Origin of the sequence: Microbacterium luteolum (assembly GCF_039533965.1) — a bacterium.
In the GTDB taxonomy this organism is placed as follows: domain Bacteria; phylum Actinomycetota; class Actinomycetes; order Actinomycetales; family Microbacteriaceae; genus Microbacterium; species Microbacterium luteolum.
Genome location: NZ_BAAAUN010000001.1, coordinates 1,991,134 through 2,005,524, shown reverse-complemented (window position 1 = coordinate 2,005,524; position 14,391 = coordinate 1,991,134). Strand labels below are relative to the sequence as shown.

General features: G+C 67.6%; 17 protein-coding genes. 13 read left to right on the top strand and 4 right to left on the bottom strand.

The window, feature by feature from the left end; translation table 11 throughout:
• Window positions 1–13: 13 nt before the first annotated feature.
• From ABD648_RS09655 to ABD648_RS09605, 11 genes are all read left to right on the top strand, one after another.
• Window positions 14–685, top strand: coding sequence for a WXG100-like domain-containing protein (locus ABD648_RS09655; protein ID WP_282217533.1), 672 nt, complete (start codon window positions 14–16; stop codon window positions 683–685).
• On the top strand, window positions 685–1,269 hold the full coding sequence (locus ABD648_RS09650) for a hypothetical protein (protein WP_344708930.1): 585 nt from the start codon (window positions 685–687) through the stop codon (window positions 1,267–1,269). The genes ABD648_RS09655 and ABD648_RS09650 overlap by 1 nt, the downstream gene beginning before the upstream one ends.
• Window positions 1,266–1,736 carry a hypothetical protein gene (locus tag ABD648_RS09645; protein WP_282214740.1) on the top strand — a complete coding sequence of 157 codons (471 nt, stop codon included), beginning with the start codon at window positions 1,266–1,268 and terminating at the stop codon, window positions 1,734–1,736. The genes ABD648_RS09650 and ABD648_RS09645 overlap by 4 nt, the downstream gene beginning before the upstream one ends.
• Before the next feature lie 54 nt (window positions 1,737–1,790).
• Complete coding sequence (locus ABD648_RS09640) at window positions 1,791–2,375, top strand: hypothetical protein (RefSeq protein ID WP_282214739.1); 585 nt, start codon at window positions 1,791–1,793, stop codon at window positions 2,373–2,375.
• Between the two features lie 39 nt (window positions 2,376–2,414).
• Entirely contained in the window at window positions 2,415–3,182 is a 768-nt protein-coding gene (locus ABD648_RS09635; protein ID WP_282214738.1) for a hypothetical protein, read from the top strand.
• A 339-nt stretch (window positions 3,183–3,521) separates the two neighbouring features.
• Window positions 3,522–4,007 (top strand): hypothetical protein, encoded by a 486-nt coding sequence (locus ABD648_RS09630; RefSeq protein WP_282214737.1) that lies wholly within the window; start codon window positions 3,522–3,524, stop codon window positions 4,005–4,007.
• A gap of 170 nt (window positions 4,008–4,177) precedes the next feature.
• Window positions 4,178–4,882, top strand: a complete 705-nt coding sequence (locus tag ABD648_RS09625; protein WP_282214736.1) for a WXG100-like domain-containing protein — start codon at window positions 4,178–4,180, stop codon at window positions 4,880–4,882.
• A gap of 3 nt (window positions 4,883–4,885) precedes the next feature.
• Window positions 4,886–5,542: a polymorphic toxin type 15 domain-containing protein gene (locus ABD648_RS09620; RefSeq protein WP_282214735.1), complete on the top strand. Its 657-nt coding sequence runs from the start codon at window positions 4,886–4,888 to the stop codon at window positions 5,540–5,542.
• A gap of 9 nt (window positions 5,543–5,551) precedes the next feature.
• Complete coding sequence (locus tag ABD648_RS09615) at window positions 5,552–6,112, top strand: T6SS immunity protein Tdi1 domain-containing protein (RefSeq protein ID WP_282214734.1); 561 nt, start codon at window positions 5,552–5,554, stop codon at window positions 6,110–6,112.
• A 4-nt stretch (window positions 6,113–6,116) separates the two neighbouring features.
• Window positions 6,117–6,803, top strand: a complete 687-nt coding sequence (locus ABD648_RS09610; protein WP_282214733.1) for an ankyrin repeat domain-containing protein — start codon at window positions 6,117–6,119, stop codon at window positions 6,801–6,803.
• 145 nt (window positions 6,804–6,948) lie between these two features.
• Complete coding sequence (locus tag ABD648_RS09605) at window positions 6,949–7,671, top strand: FHA domain-containing protein (RefSeq protein ID WP_282217532.1); 723 nt, start codon at window positions 6,949–6,951, stop codon at window positions 7,669–7,671.
• 18 nt (window positions 7,672–7,689) lie between these two features.
• Here the strand turns inward: ABD648_RS09605 and ABD648_RS09600 are convergent, their stop codons facing one another.
• Together ABD648_RS09600 and ABD648_RS09595 are read right to left on the bottom strand one after the other, a co-directional pair.
• On the bottom strand, window positions 7,690–8,160 hold the full coding sequence (locus ABD648_RS09600) for a recombinase family protein (RefSeq protein WP_116634161.1): 471 nt from the start codon (window positions 8,158–8,160) through the stop codon (window positions 7,690–7,692).
• A gap of 54 nt (window positions 8,161–8,214) precedes the next feature.
• The gene (locus tag ABD648_RS09595; RefSeq protein WP_282214732.1) at window positions 8,215–9,204 is read right to left on the bottom strand and encodes a malate dehydrogenase; all 990 of its coding nucleotides are present in this window, start codon (window positions 9,202–9,204) and stop codon (window positions 8,215–8,217) included.
• A gap of 52 nt (window positions 9,205–9,256) precedes the next feature.
• Between ABD648_RS09595 and ypfJ the strand changes: the two genes are divergently transcribed.
• Window positions 9,257–10,147 carry a KPN_02809 family neutral zinc metallopeptidase gene (gene ypfJ / locus ABD648_RS09590; RefSeq protein WP_282214731.1) on the top strand — a complete coding sequence of 297 codons (891 nt, stop codon included), beginning with the start codon at window positions 9,257–9,259 and terminating at the stop codon, window positions 10,145–10,147.
• A gap of 19 nt (window positions 10,148–10,166) precedes the next feature.
• Window positions 10,167–11,138: a prolyl aminopeptidase gene (pip, locus tag ABD648_RS09585; RefSeq protein ID WP_282214730.1), complete on the top strand. Its 972-nt coding sequence runs from the start codon at window positions 10,167–10,169 to the stop codon at window positions 11,136–11,138.
• 6 nt (window positions 11,139–11,144) lie between these two features.
• Here pip and ABD648_RS09580 read toward each other — a convergent pair whose 3' ends face one another.
• Window positions 11,145–12,941, bottom strand: coding sequence for an aldehyde dehydrogenase family protein (locus tag ABD648_RS09580; RefSeq protein WP_282214729.1), 1,797 nt, complete (start codon window positions 12,939–12,941; stop codon window positions 11,145–11,147).
• A 28-nt stretch (window positions 12,942–12,969) separates the two neighbouring features.
• Entirely contained in the window at window positions 12,970–14,370 is a 1,401-nt protein-coding gene (locus ABD648_RS09575; protein ID WP_282214728.1) for an MFS transporter, read from the bottom strand.
• Window positions 14,371–14,391: the final 21 nt, after the last annotated feature.

Below are 14,391 nucleotides of genomic sequence, written 5' to 3'. Positions count from 1 at the left end.
GCTTGTCTGGGTGATGGAGAAGCTGGGTTTCGAGTGGCCGGATATCGATGAGGATGAAGTGCGTAAGGGGGCGACCCTGGTGCGGAACTTCGGGTCGGATCTGGAGGATGTGATCCAGGCGGTGGACCGTCAGGTGAACGGCGATCTGGGTGGGGCGCTGCGGGGGCAGACGGGTCCGGCGACGATGAGCGCGTGGAACACGAACCGGTCGCAGAATCTGCAGCAGCTGATCGACATCATGCCGCCGGCGGCGACGGCGATGGATGTGGGTGCGGATGCGATCTTCGCGTTGAAGATGAAGGTGATCGTGGATGTGTCGTCGACGTTGATCACGTTGGTGGCGATGTTGACGAACCCGATCACGGCGGCGGGTGCGGGGCCGATGCTGTTGATCAAGAAGAAGCTGTTGAATGCGGCGGTGGATATCGCGGTGGAGCAGTTGTTGAATCAGTTGGCGCCGATGTTGATCGAGCCGATGGCGGAGAAGCTGCCGGCGGTGATCGACGCGATCCTGGATGCGCCGATGGTGGAGGGGAACATCGGGGATTCGGATGAGTTCTATGCGGATCTGCAGGCGTTGGATGATGCGCAGTCGACGATGAAGCTGCACGGGTCTGACATCCAGTCGTTGACGTCGAATTTCTTCAGCGAGTTCGAGGCGTTGGACTTCGGTGGTGATGACTGATGAGTGCGATCAAGCCGATCATCCGCGAGGTGAAGCAGTCGGTGTTGAAGGGCTTCGCGCACGCTAAGGACAAGCTGCACCAGCTCGCCGACAACATCGTCAAGCACGTCGATGACGTGGGCGTCCGCGTCCGGGGCCAGGACCGGTTCGACAACCCCAACGGCAACGGGGGTTCCGGGAACGGTCCCGACACCGATCGTCCGGGCGACGGCGACGCGCCGGCGCCTCGCAACGATGGACGAGACGACCGGGGTCGGTTCGTAGGAGACGGCAATCGACCGTGGGTTGATCGTGAGCAGATCGGGTTGGACAACGTCGCCAACCGAGAAGGCGTCGATGTCATTCGCGATCAGGTCGCGTCGCGGCACCCGAGCACGGGCGACCAGATCCGCTACTACGACGGCCTGTTCGCGAACGCCGACGGCACCTACACGGGTATCGAGGTCAAGAGCGGCTCAGCCTCCCGAAACCCTGCGCAGACGTTGTTCGACGGAGCCGTTAGTGTAGAGACGCCCGCGATCGCGAACCTGCCGAACGTCGGGCAGATCAGCATCGTGCAAGTCATTCTGGAGAGGGTGCCATGACTCGGCATACCCATGTGGTGGAGTCCAACGGCTACAGTCGGGGTCCGCTCATCGACAGCGTGCGTCCGTATCCGGACGCCATCCGCTTCGCCCTGAACCGGCTGAACGGCACGTCGTTCTGGGCGTACAGCCTGTGGCGTGCGCCCGCCGACGCCGACTTCCTGGAGGACATCCCCGTCTCTGACGAGTACATGCAGAGTGCGGGGACGGCAGGGGCGCTGACCGTCGAGGTCCGCGTGCTCGACGAGAACGGCGTCGCACACCAGTACACGGTCGGAAAGCCGGGCGAGACGCCGACCGGAGCGCCCGCCGAGATCATCCGGTGGGACGAGGGACGCCACAGCACCGCGGTCTATCCGCACGAGGTGTTCACCGCGGACGAAGCAGCCGATCTGTTCTATGCCTATTTCCAGACTGACGAAGTCCCCGATTCGTACACACTTCGCGAGCTCGATCTGACGCGCTGAGCGGGAGTCGATCGCCGCCATCCGTCCTCGGAAACGGGTATGACTAGGACCACCATGACGGAGCGATACATCTACACAGACAAAGTCGGAGCAGGTCCGGAGCACCCGAAGAAGCAATGGGGACTCTTCAGCAAGGAGTTGACGACGGATGAGGCCGTCGCTCGCTACGACCTCGATGCCGCACGTCGCGAGGACTGGTTCGGAGTGGTGCTCCAGTCCGACGATCAGCGGCCGCACGCCTACCTGCAGATGTGCCCGAGGGCCAATGGGGTGGAGATGCACAAGCTGAACGCGCAGGGAAGCGTCGACGTCGCTTACACCTGGCGCGCTTATTACACACCGTCCGATTCAGCGCACGACGACGGCGACGACAGCCGGATCTTCTTGAGCGCGATCACGTGGTACACCTATCCGGACGAGTTGCGCTTCTATCTGAGGAACGCGTCCGTGGGCAATGTGTCGATGACATTCGGTCCCGACGGTTACGGCAAGGAAGAACGGGTCACGAAACGGGGTTTCGGCGAGCCCGCGGACGTGGAGACGCGCGAGTTCCGCAACGTCGAGGTGACCGCCAACTGGACCAGAATCCCGGACTTCGGTGACTGGGGTGCCTTCTTCCACCCCGAGACTCAGAAGTGACCGGTAGGAACCCTGACGCGCGAGGAGACCAGACACCGGATGCTCCAGGGTGACGTCTTCACCTTCCTGAACGCTCTCGGAGCGCGGGAAGGCGATCCGCGCCTGGAGCATGCTCTCGCGTTCGTCGGCGGTCCGCACGAGGTCGAGGTGTTCGACGAAGGCGGCGTGCAGGAGAAGTACCTGGTCATGACGGATCGCGGGGTCGACTTCCTGCTGAAGGACGGCGTGCTCACCACGGTCTTCGTCTACGCGACCGGCACCCCGGATCAGGGCATCTACGGCGGATGGGAGAGCCTCGTCGACGGAGTCTCCCCCGAGGCGTCACCCGACGATGTCGTGCAGGCGCTCGGCGCACCGCTTCGCTCGACAGAGTCATTCGTGCGGTATCAGGTAGACCCCGGATTCGTGCAGTTCGACTTCGACGGCGACGCGCTCAAGATGCTCGTCGTCATGCAGGAGGTGGTCGGCGGCGACGCTCCGCAGGCCGCGGCCGATGAGGTCGAGGGGGCGGAGACCGTCGATGGCGACCTCGCCGTCTTCATGCGTGCTGTCGGCCACCCGATGTTCTCCCCGGCGCACATGGCGGTGATCGGGCTCGCCGGTCCGGCGACCGAGTCCTACGACGAGGAGCGCGGCGGTGCGATGTGGCAGTACGAGGATTCGGCGAGAACCGGTGTCACGCTCCAGTTCACGCAGGACGTGCTGGTGGGCGCGCTCATCAAGCTCCGAGCGGAGGACGGCAAGTTCGGCTATCCGACGCCCGAGCTCACGGCCGTCACCGTCGTGCTGCCCGGCGTCGAGGCGTGAGACCCGAGCACCGGACCAGGAGATCCATGAGCCGTCACACCCATGTGGTGGAGTCCAACGGATACAGCCGTGGTCCACTTCTCGACATGTTCCGCCCGTATCCCGATCAACCCCGCTTCTCCCGCCGAGGCGGCCGACGTCTTCTCTGCCTACCTCCAGACCGACAGGGTGCCTGAGTCGTTCACACTCCGCGAGCTCGATCTGACCCGATGACGGTGGGTTGATCTCCCCATCGCGGTGCGCCGTCCCGGCTGGGGGTAACCTCATGGCGGAGAAGCTGGGCTTCGAGGGGCCGGATCAGGACATTCTGGTCACACGAGTGATCGTTCGGGAGGAACCATGACGCGGTACGGACCCTACGCCGAGACCACCCCTCGCGGGCAGACGGGCTGGCTCGACGGGGCACGCCGGCCTTTGCCCGACCATCTCCGGCTCATGCTCGGACACCTGGACGGCGTCGGCAAGTACACGTACAGCATCTGGCGTGCGACGAATCCGGACAGCATCATCGTGACGCGGAAGGATGCCGGCGACACGTTCCTGCAGGCGGCTGGGTCTGCTTCGGCCATGACGCTAGAGATCCGGAAGCCCGGCTCTGACGGCAAGGGCCGTCTTTATACAGTCGGTCGAGGTGCTGCGACCGGTGAAACCACGATCCTCATTCCGATCAACGACGAACGGGCGGTGCGGGTCTTCGCCGACGAAGTCTTCTTCGCCGACGAAGCGGCCGCGATCTTCACGCAGTATTGCGAGACTGGCACCCTCGCAGAGCCGTTCGTCTTCCGCGAACTGGACCTGTCACGGGATCATTCCGTGGCTCGCTAGAAGGCCGAGGATCGTTCTATCCATGAGCCGGCATACACATGTGGTGGAGTCCAACGGCAACCGTCGCAGGCCGCACCTCCGCGAGCTCGATCTGACCCGATGACGGTGGGTTGATCTACCCATCGCGCTGCGCCATCCCGGCTGGGTAACCTCATGGCGGAGGTGCTGCCATGGGAATGATGCTGCCGAACGATCTGATCTGGATCATGGAGAAGCTGGGCTTCGAGTGGCCGGATGTCGATGAGGATGAACTCCGTCGGGCGGGCGACATCGTCAGCACCTTCACGGGTGAGCTCGAGGATCGGATCCAGGCCGTGGATCGGAAGATCAACGGCGATATGGCGGCCGCCATGCGCGGAGAAGCGGGTCCTGCCTTCGTCGCCGCGTGGAACAGCAACCGCTCCAACAACCTGCAGAAGCTTCTCGACGCGCTGGGGCCTGTGCCGGCAGGGCTCGAGGTCGGGGCGGGCGTCGTCTTCGGCCTGAAGATGAAGGTCATCGCCGACCTCACCACGACGGCCATCGCGCTGGTGGCCATTCTGACGAACCCGTTCACGGCACCCGGGGCGGGCCTGATGGTCATCCTCAAGAAGAAGCTGCTGAACGCGGCCGTCGACATCGCGCTCGAGCAGGCCCTGAACCAGATCCTGCCCATGGTGATCGAACCGCTGGCGGAGGAGCTGCCGGGGCTGGTGATGGCCGCGCTGGACGCGCCGGTGGTCGAGGCCGCCGTCGGCGACTCCGACGAGTTCTACGCCGACCTGCAGGCGCTGGAGCAGGCCGAGTCCGATCTGGACATCCAGGCTGCCGACATCGACGAGCTGATCGAGCGGCTCGGCGCCGACCTCGCCGGCCTGAACATCACGGGGGACTGAACCATGGGAAGAGTGGGAGACGAGCTCGCGCGACCGATCATGAGGGCGCTCCAAGATGCGTCCCCGAACCTCAAGGCGCTGGCGGACATCCCTCGGAAGCTGCGCACGAAGGCGCGGGGCAACCAGGGCAGCGTCCGATCGATCGACCGGTACGACGCCGATGCGCGCCACATCGATGTGACGACACGACGGTTCACCCAGAACCCGGAGCACCGTCCCGAGCAGTTCAACGACCAGCTCAACGAGCAGATCGATACGCTCGAGAACACGTCGATGGCGGACTGGGTCCTCAACCGCGTCGACTATCTGAGGAATGGGCGACCCCATGACTCGGTCGTGGAGCAGGAGCTGGTTCGCGACGCCGCGCACAATGACGCGCTCCGAGAGATCATGCGTGAGAATCCGGGACTGGATCTGGCGACCGCGAACAGGTTCGTGGACCAGTGGATGGAGACGCAGGCCGCTCTGCACCGTCTGGACGGAATCGCGGGCGGCAACCCCACCGACGTCCCCCGCGTGGGTGACGGGAACGTGAACTCGTCGCTCGGGAGGCAGTGGCAAGAGCGGGTGGCAGATCTCGATGCCGCGGTCATCGACTTCATGCAGCAGAACCCCGGTGTCGACCTGAACACCGTCTTCATGAACATTCACTTCCGATAGGTTGAAAACATGATCGAGATTTCGGACTTCGTGTCGCACGGGCCGGTCGAGCCGGAGATCATCGAGGCCTACAGGGGCCGCGTTCCCGACGAGGTGATCGAACTGTGGGAGACCTACGGGTACGGCACCTTCGCGTGGGGGTTCCTGCGCGTGATCAACCCCGCGGTGTACGAGGCGGAGCTGGCGGACTGCATCGGCAAGACCCAGGGGGACGGCATCGCGATCCCCATCATGGTGTCGGGCCTCGCCGACCTCATCACGTGGGAGCCGAGTATCGGCTTCGTGGGTCTGAAGTACCGCGAGGGTCGTGCCTCCGGTCTCAACAGCGAGCTGAGCGGGTTCCTGGAGATGCTGCAGCTGGCGGGCCAGGACTACCTGTCCATGACGCTGAACTGGGACATCTTCCCGAAGGCCGTGGAGGCGCATGGCGAACTGCCGTACGAGCAGTCGTTCACGTTCGTGCCGCTGCGTTCGCTGGGTGGTCCGGAGAAGGTGGAGAACCTCAAGAAGCGGGAGACGATCGCCGCGATCCAGGTGATGGTCGAGTTCCAGGGCGTCATCGGGCACTGACCTCATGCAGGCCATCTTCAAGGAGATCGTCGACGGCGAGGACCAGAAGGTCCGCGACCGGATCGCGAGGGATCCTTCCCTCGTCAACCTCGTCGCCACAGGGCAGCCGAAGCAGTACGCAGGCCAGTCCGCTATGCAGGTCGCGGTTCGCACGGGAGCCTTCGCTCTTGCGAGGTTCCTGCTCGAGAACGGCGCCGACGCGAACTTCGTCGACACGGATTCGCCGAGCGGGTGGGCGAAGTCGGTGCTTCACGACGCGGCGGTCGCCGCGGTGATGCGGTCGCGCTGGGTCAAGATGACGATCAACAAAGACTCTGAGAAGGAGTGGAGCGTCAGGAACAGCGACGCGGATGCCGACGAGGCCTTCGAGACGCTGGTGGCACTGCTCGACGCGGGCGCCGTCGTCGACGCGGTGGACTCGAAGGGTGCCACCCCGCTCGGGCGCGCTGCCCTGACGGCGAATGACGTGCTTCCTCGGCGCCGCGACGACCAGCCGGAGCGGAACGACGACCGCCCGCTGAATCCGGAGCTCGTCCACGACCTCTCCCGCATCTTCGAGGCTCTCATGTCGCGCGGGGCCGATCCGGATCAGGTCGAGCCCCAGCTCGACATGAGCCTCACTCAGTACTACGCGCACCGACTGGTCGGGAAGTTCCTCGCCGGCGAAGCGCAGCCCGATCCCGCGTCCTGACCGAGCGGATCCCGGAAATCCGGTAGTCACCCTCTACCACCGCCCGAGTCCGAGCGTGGCAGGATGTAGCCCGGGGGGTAGTCACGTGACTGATCGGAATGCGACGGAGCTCGGCGCGGGCACGAAGGTGGCCGAGGGGAAGCAGATCGTGCCGCTGCGGTTGGAGTTCGCCGGGGAGTGGCACGACCTGCCGCACGACCGGCCGTTCATCATCGGCCGAGAGGGCGACCTCGAGATCGACGACAACCCCTATCTTCATCGTCATTTCCTGGAGCTGCAGAACCGGGATGGGCTGTGGTGGCTCGCGAACGTGGGTGTGCGCCTCGCCGCCACGATCTCCAGCGCCGGCGGTGCCGTGCAATCCTGGCTCTCGCCCGGAGCCCGCATGCCGCTCGTCTTCGAGCGCAGCGTGATCGTGTTCACCGCGGGGCCCTTCACCTATGAGCTGAGCCTGCACACCGAGCAGGCCCCCTACGAGATCTCGCGTCAGGTGGAGATGTCGATGAGCGGCGAGACCACGGTCATGCCGGCCAGCTTCACGCCGCTGCAGAAGCAGCTCATCGTCGCGCTCGCCGAGCCCATGCTGCGTCGCGAGGGCGTGAGCATGAACGAACTGCCGTCGTCGAGCGACGCCGCCAAGCGCCTCGGCTGGACCATGAGCAAGTTCAACCGCAAGCTCGACAACGTGTGCGACAAGCTCGACCGCATGGGCGTGCAGGGGCTCCGCGGCGGTGCCGGCAAGCTGGCGACCAACCGTCGCGCCCGCCTGGTCGAGTACGCGGTGACGTCGCAGGTGGTCACGCGCGCCGACCTGCCGCTGCTCGATGACGAGGCGCTGAGGAACCAGAGCGACTCCGACGGCGACTGAGTCCCGCCGCGGCAGCGCTCAGCGCGTCGCGTCGGCCAGGTGGCGTGCGTTGTGGTTGAGCACCTTCACGATGATCCCGTGTCGGCGCAGCTCTGCGGCCGTGCGCCTGCCCTCTTCGGCATCACGGCCGAGAGCGTTGATGTTCGCGACGACCAGCACGTCGCCGACGTTGAGCGTCGCGATGAGGCGGCCGAGCCGATCGCCCCAGCTCTCGAGGATGTCGGGCGCCGGGTGACGGAACCCTTCGATCGGCACGCCGAAGCGGGTGAGATCGTCGCGCTGCTCGACGACCGACGGCATCCCCTCACGGGAGACGACCAGGCCGACCAGGCGTGAGCCGACCGGGCGGGCGAGCCACCAGTCGCGGTTCTGCTGCAACTCGGTGAAGCACTTGGGGCACTCGGCCGCGGCGTGCGGCAGGTGCAGCGGGCTGGTGAGGGCTTCGTCGACGGATGCCGCTGCCTTCGTGGGATCGATCGTCTCGCTCATCGCGCACCTCCAGGGTCCATTCTGCCCTGATCCGGCCTTGCGCGGCGACCACTCTCAGAGCATGCCGAGCGACCGCACCGCCTCGCGCTCCTCGACGAGCTCGGCGACCGAGGCGTCGACACGGGCGCGCGCCCACTCGCTCAGCTCCAGCCCCTCCACGATCTGCCATTCGCCGTCGACGGATCGCACGGGGAACGACGAGATCAGGCCCTCCGGCACGCCGTACTCGCCGTGCGAGACGACGCCGGCCGACGTCCAGTCGTCGGTGCCGCGTACCCAGTCGCGCACATGGTCGATCGCCGCGTTCGCGGCGGAGGCCACGGAAGACGACCCGCGCACCTCGATGATCTCGGCTCCGCGTTTGGCGACGCGGGGGATGAACGTCGACTCGAGCCATGCGGGCACGTCGCCCACGATCTGCTCGAGTGCCTCGTGCACCGGCTGCCCGCCGACGGTGGCATGCGAGATGTCAGGGAACTGCGTGGCCGAGTGGTTTCCCCAGATCGGAACGCGTCGGACCGTGTCGACGGGCGTGCCGAGGGCCAGCGCCAGCTGAGCCCGCGCGCGGTTCTCGTCGAGCCGGGTGAGCGCCGTGAAGCGCTCGGCGGGCAGGCCGTCGGCGGATGCCGCGGCGATCAGCGCATTCGTGTTGGCGGGGTTGCCGACCACCGTGACCCGCACGCCGGATGCTGCGTTCGCCGCGATCGCGGCGCCCTGGGGGCCGAAGATCCCGGCGTTGGCCGCGAGGAGGTCGGCGCGCTCCATGCCCGGTCCGCGGGGACGCGCGCCGACGAGCAGCGCGAGGTCGCACCCGTCGAAGCCGACCGCCGGGTCGTCGGTCACCTCGACGTGCTGCAGCAGGCCGAACGCGCCGTCCTGCAGCTCGAGCGCCGCGCCCTCCGCGGCCGCGATTCCCTGCGGGATCTCGAGCAGTCGGAGCCGCACCTTCTCATCGGGGCCGAGGAGGTCTCCGGCCGCGATGCGGAACAGCAACGCGTAGCCGATCTGTCCGCCCGCGCCCGTGATGGTGATCGTCGTCGTCATGTCATCGAGCCTACGTCCGTTGCTTGTGCGTCGCTCGGAGTACCCTCGTCGCATGACCTTCAATCCCGACGCCGATCTCTCGAACAACACGACGCGTCGACGCGGACGCAACGCCGCCATCGCCGGTGGCGGCGTCGTGGGTGTGCTCGGCATCATCGCGCTGATCGCCGGACCCCTTCTCGGTATCGACCTGACCGGTCTGCTCGGCGGGGGAGCCGCTCCCGGCGGGGGCACGGAGCCGGCCGGCGGCTCGGTGATCGAGAACTGCGACACCGGCCAGGATGCGAACGAGAACGTCGACTGCCGGATGGCGGGGGCGCAGCTCGCTCTCGACGATTTCTGGAGTGAGAACGTCGAGAACTACAGCGCCCCGCAGCTGATCGTCGTCGACGGCGCCACGAACACGGCCTGCGGTACGGCGTCCAACGCCGTCGGACCTTTCTACTGCCCGCCCGACCAGACCGTCTACATCGACCCGACGTTCTTCCAGCTCATGCAGCAGCAGTTCGGAGCATCCGCCGGCAATCTCGCGCAGCTCTACATCGTGGGTCATGAGTGGGGCCACCACATCCAGTACATCACCGGCGTGATGGATGCCTACCCGAACAACGGCACCGGCCCCGACAGCAACGGCGTGCGGGTCGAACTGCAGGCCGACTGCTACGCCGGCGCGTGGATCGGACAGATCACGAAGCAGAAGGATGCCGACGGCGATTCGTATCTCCAGCCGACGACCGAGGAACAGCGGGTCGACGCGCTCAACGCGGCATTCGCGGTCGGCGACGACAACATCCAGGAGCAGTCGTCCGGCACGGTGAATCCGGAGAGCTTCACGCACGGAACAAGCGAACAGCGCCAGCGCTGGTTCGCTGAGGGCTACCAGAACGGATTGGGCGTATGCGGGCAGACGCTGACGCTGCCCGGCGATCAGCTGGGCCCGTGAGGCCGGGGCTGGGGGACCGATGACGAAGAACCTGGATGCGCTGTATCCGCCGATCGAGCCGTTCGAGACGGGCGAGCTCCTCGTCGGCGACGGCCAGCGGATGTACTGGGAGGTCAGCGGCAACCCCGCCGGCAAGCCGGTCGTGTTCCTCCACGGGGGTCCCGGGAGCGGGACCTCGCCCTGGCAGCGGCGGTTCTTCGACCCCGCCGTCTACCGGATCGTGCTGCTCGACCAGCGCGGCTGCGGGCGCAGCACCCCGCACGCCAGCACTCCCGAAGCGGACTTCCGCTTCCTCACCACCGCGCACCTGATCGCCGACATCGAGCTGCTGCGCAAGAACCTCGGCATCGCGCAGTGGCAGGTCTTCGGAGGGTCCTGGGGGAGTGCGCTGGCGCTCGCCTACGCGCAGGCGCATCCGGATGCCGTGTCCGAGCTCGTGCTCCGGGGCATCTTCACGCTGCGACGCGAAGAGCTGGAGTGGTTCTACGAGGGCGGCGCCGCGGCGCTGTTCCCCGACCTCTGGGAGGACTACGTCGCCCCGATCCCGGTGCTCGAGCGCTCGCGCATGATCGAGGCGTACCACCGTCGCCTGTTCGACCCCGACCCCGCCGTGCACGTGCCGGCCGCGGTCGCCTGGTCGACCTGGGAGGCGTCGACCGTCACGCTCCGCCCGGATGCCGCCCAGATCGCCGCGATGTCGGACGCGCGCAACGCCACCGCGTTCGCCCGCATCGAGAACCACTTCTTCGTCAACCGCGGCTGGTGGACCGAGGGGCAGCTGATCGCGGGCGTTGCCGGCATCCGTCACATCCCCGCGGTCATCGTGCAGGGCCGACACGACGTCTGCACACCGATGATGACGGCTTGGGATCTGCACACGGCTTGGCCGGAGGCGGAGTTCGTCGTGGTCGACGACGCCGGTCACTCGGCCGCAGAGCCCGGCATCCAGCGGGCCCTGCGCGCCGCGACAGACGGATTCGCCGCTCGCTGACCGCCCTCAGGCGCGCATCGCGCGGAGAAGCGTCTTCACGAGCCCGAGCACGCCCCCGCTCGCCCGGAAACGGGTGAGGCCTTCGCTCACCTCGGCTCCGGTGTGTGCCGAGACGAACCACGGCGGCTTGGGCAGGATGGTCAGACGCCCGCCGCCGTTGAGCAGAGGCAGGGAACGGGGCAGTGGCCGGAAGGGCCCGCGGATCACCGAGCGCTCGACCCGGTCGAGCAGCAGGGCGTTGTGCACGACCCCGATGCCGCTGCCGACGTCGTCGATCGTGTTGCCGGGGAAGGCGCCCCAGGTCATCGTCGGGGTGATGAACCCGAAGGCCGTCCAGCCGTTGATCGCGATCGATCCGTAGCGCAGCGCGGTGATCGCCCGCTCGAAGCCGGCACCGAGCGCCTTCTCGGTGGTGGGATCGATCAGCAGGTTGGCGCCCAGGGTGCCCTGGAGCTTGTCGTTCGCGTGGGCCACGGCCGCATCGAGGAACGCCTGACCGGTGCCCGGCACCGTGACGACGCCGAGGACGGGGGCGAAGTACTCGGTGCTCTGGAGCGCCGACGGATCGTCGTCGCCGTCGACCTCGATGAGGAGGCGGTCGCCGAGCACGAGGGCATCGGGGTACTCCTCCGTCGCGAGGTGCATCCGCGAAGGGGAGCCGGGGTACCAGATCGGGCGTTCCGGCGCGTTCGCGTAGGCCCGTCGGAGCGCGGCGCGGAAGGCATCCGCCTGATCCCAGTCGGAGGAGAGGATGACCACCTGGCCGGCGATGCAGTTGTGGCCGGCGTTCTGCAGCCGCATCGTCGCGACGTGTTCGGCGTGGTACGTGAGGTCGGCATCCGTCCACGCGCCCGGCACGATGATGATCGGCGAGACGCCGCCGAGCTCCGCCGTGATCGGCTTCTTCAGCTGCGGACGGTTCTCGCGTCGTCGTCGCGCGGTCGCCGCGGCTCCGGCGCCCTTCGACGGACCCCAGACGATCGCGTCGAACGTGGCCGCCGACCCGGTGATGTGCACGTGCGCGAGGTCAGGATGGCCGGTGAGGTAGGCGCCCACCTCGGGTCCGCCGCGGACGATGCGCAGGAATCCCGGTTCGATGAGGGGCGCGAGCGCACGCTTGTACACGGGCACGAGAGCATCCTGCGTGGGGTTCACCTTGAGCAGGGCGGTGCGGTTGTGCGCGAGCAGCTCGTACATCACGTCGAGCACCGGGATCGAGGTGATGTTGCCCGCGCCGAGCACGAGGCCGACGCCGGCCGGTTCGGCGGGCGTCCGCTGTGCGAGACCGGCGGCGGCGCGCGTGGTGTTCGGGGTGACGCCGGGTTCCAGCCAGACCTCGCCGGTGTAGCCGGACAGCAGGAACTGATCGATTCCGGTCAACGGGAACGCCTGCACACGCGTGCGGCCTCCGGGAGCACGGCCGACCCGGAGGCCGTCGAGCGGGTTCCGGCCCTCCGCGAGACGAGAGAGGGTCTCGATGTACGCGTCGAGTGCGCCCAGCACGCTGTACGGGCCGCTGAGCCACTCCTCACCACGCAGCGGATGCCGTCCGTCGAGGCCCTTCGAGGCGGCGGCCGTGTGCGCCCAATCCTCGGAGGAGGCGGCGACGCTCGTGCGCACCGCGCGCAGCAGCGTCACGCGCTGTGCGACCGTGAGGGCGGACCAGGTGCGCGCACCGACCTGCAGTTCCGCGATCGCCCCGTCGAGCCGTTCGCGCACGCCGTCGCCCAGCGCGGGGGCCGCGGCCTTCGGTGCGCGCTTCGCGGGGGTGGACGGGGCGGCGGGCGTGGTCGCAGAAGTCATCGGCGTCTCCTTCGGACGGGATCCCAGCTTATGCGCCGGGTTCGGCGGCGACGTCGATGTCGTGACGGCGCAGGCGGTAATGGCGCAGAGTCAGCAGGCTCGCGGCCATGAGCACGGCAGGGAGGATGCTGAAGCTGAGCACGATCCCCGTGATCGCGGCATCCGGCTGCTGGACGGCGACGCCCGCAACCGTCGAGATGTAGCCGGTCGCCGCGAGCGTCAGCGACACCACGGTGGCGCCGAGGGCGAAGCCGACCGTCTCTCCTGCGGTCCAGATGCCGGTGAACGTGCCGGCCTGACCGGGACCGCTCACGCGCTCATCGTGAGAGATGACATCGGGGAGCATCGCCATGGGCAGGGACTGCAGCCCGGCGTAGGCGATGCCGGCGACGGCGACGGAGCCGTAGATCCATTCACCCGGAGCCCACACCGCAGCGGTGATCGTGAGCGCGGCCACGGCGAAGAGCGCGCTCGCGATCGCGAACGCCCGCTCCTTGCCGATCCGCCGCGCGATGGCGGTCCAGGCGGGGGTGGCGAGGAGGGCGGGACCGACGAGGGCGACGAAGACGAACGTCACCGCATCCTCGGATCGCAGCACCCAGGTCGCGACGTACTGTGCCCCGGCGAGCATCGTGCCCGTGGCCAGGGCTTGCAGCAGGAAGGTGCCGAGCAGTGCGCGGAACGGCTGGCTGCGCCGAAGCGCCCGGAAGCCGGAGAGGTACTGATCGCGCCACGGGGAGGCCGGCGGCGAATTCCTCGGTACTCCCTCCTGGGCCCCTGAGCTTGTCGAAGGGCCCGCGGTCCGCGCGGCGATGAGCATCCCGATGCCGATCACGAGTCCCGCGGCGACGCCCATCACGAGGTAGCCCAGGACGGGATCGGAGCCGGCATTGCGGAGAGCGGGGCCGCCGGCACCGAACAGCAGGATCGCGGCGGTCAGGACCACCACCCTCCAGCCGAGCAGACGGGTGCGCTCGTCGTAGCCGTCGGTCAGCTCGGCGGGCAGAGCGACGTACGGCACCTGGAACAGGCTGAAGGAGGTCGCCGTGGCGAGGAAGGCGAGCAGCACGCACACGGCTCCGGCGACCGGACCCCACGACGGGGGAACGGCGAACGTGAGCGCGAAGAAGAGGGGGAGCGTGAGGGCGCCGGTGATCATGAACCCTCGTCGCGATCCCGTCCGCGCGAGCTGCCGGTCGGAGGCGGCTCCGATCAGCGGGTCGATGATGACGTCCCAGATCTTCGCCGCGGTGACGATGAGTCCGGCCGCCAGCGCGGCCACGCCGAGGTTGTCGGTCAGGAAGTACGTCAGCACCAGCCCGGGCAGGGTGGCGTAGCCGCCGGTGCCGAGCGAGCCGATCGCGTACAGCACGACGGTGCGTGGGGACAGGCGGACGGCTGCTCGTTCGGGTCGAGCCTCGGTGCTCATCGCGCCAGTGTATCGGCGCGA

Bases quoted from the DNA above. Each gene is read 5' to 3' on its own strand.
- ABD648_RS09655 (WP_282217533.1), top strand. From the start codon at position 14: ATGGAGAAGCTGGGTTTCGAGTGGCCGGATATCGATGAGGATGAAGTG.
- ABD648_RS09650 (WP_344708930.1), top strand. From the start codon at position 685: ATGAGTGCGATCAAGCCGATCATCCGCGAGGTGAAGCAGTCGGTGTTG.
- ABD648_RS09645 (WP_282214740.1), top strand. From the start codon at position 1,266: ATGACTCGGCATACCCATGTGGTGGAGTCCAACGGCTACAGTCGGGGT.
- ABD648_RS09640 (WP_282214739.1), top strand. From the start codon at position 1,791: ATGACGGAGCGATACATCTACACAGACAAAGTCGGAGCAGGTCCGGAG.
- ABD648_RS09635 (WP_282214738.1), top strand. From the start codon at position 2,415: ATGCTCCAGGGTGACGTCTTCACCTTCCTGAACGCTCTCGGAGCGCGG.
- ABD648_RS09630 (WP_282214737.1), top strand. From the start codon at position 3,522: ATGACGCGGTACGGACCCTACGCCGAGACCACCCCTCGCGGGCAGACG.
- ABD648_RS09625 (WP_282214736.1), top strand. From the start codon at position 4,178: ATGGGAATGATGCTGCCGAACGATCTGATCTGGATCATGGAGAAGCTG.
- ABD648_RS09620 (WP_282214735.1), top strand. From the start codon at position 4,886: ATGGGAAGAGTGGGAGACGAGCTCGCGCGACCGATCATGAGGGCGCTC.
- ABD648_RS09615 (WP_282214734.1), top strand. From the start codon at position 5,552: ATGATCGAGATTTCGGACTTCGTGTCGCACGGGCCGGTCGAGCCGGAG.
- ABD648_RS09610 (WP_282214733.1), top strand. From the start codon at position 6,117: ATGCAGGCCATCTTCAAGGAGATCGTCGACGGCGAGGACCAGAAGGTC.
- ABD648_RS09600 (WP_116634161.1), bottom strand. From the start codon at position 8,160: ATGAGCGAGACGATCGATCCCACGAAGGCAGCGGCATCCGTCGACGAA.
- ABD648_RS09595 (WP_282214732.1), bottom strand. From the start codon at position 9,204: ATGACGACGACGATCACCATCACGGGCGCGGGCGGACAGATCGGCTAC.
- ypfJ (WP_282214731.1), top strand. From the start codon at position 9,257: ATGACCTTCAATCCCGACGCCGATCTCTCGAACAACACGACGCGTCGA.
- pip (WP_282214730.1), top strand. From the start codon at position 10,167: ATGACGAAGAACCTGGATGCGCTGTATCCGCCGATCGAGCCGTTCGAG.
- ABD648_RS09580 (WP_282214729.1), bottom strand. From the start codon at position 12,941: ATGACTTCTGCGACCACGCCCGCCGCCCCGTCCACCCCCGCGAAGCGC.
- ABD648_RS09575 (WP_282214728.1), bottom strand. From the start codon at position 14,370: ATGAGCACCGAGGCTCGACCCGAACGAGCAGCCGTCCGCCTGTCCCCA.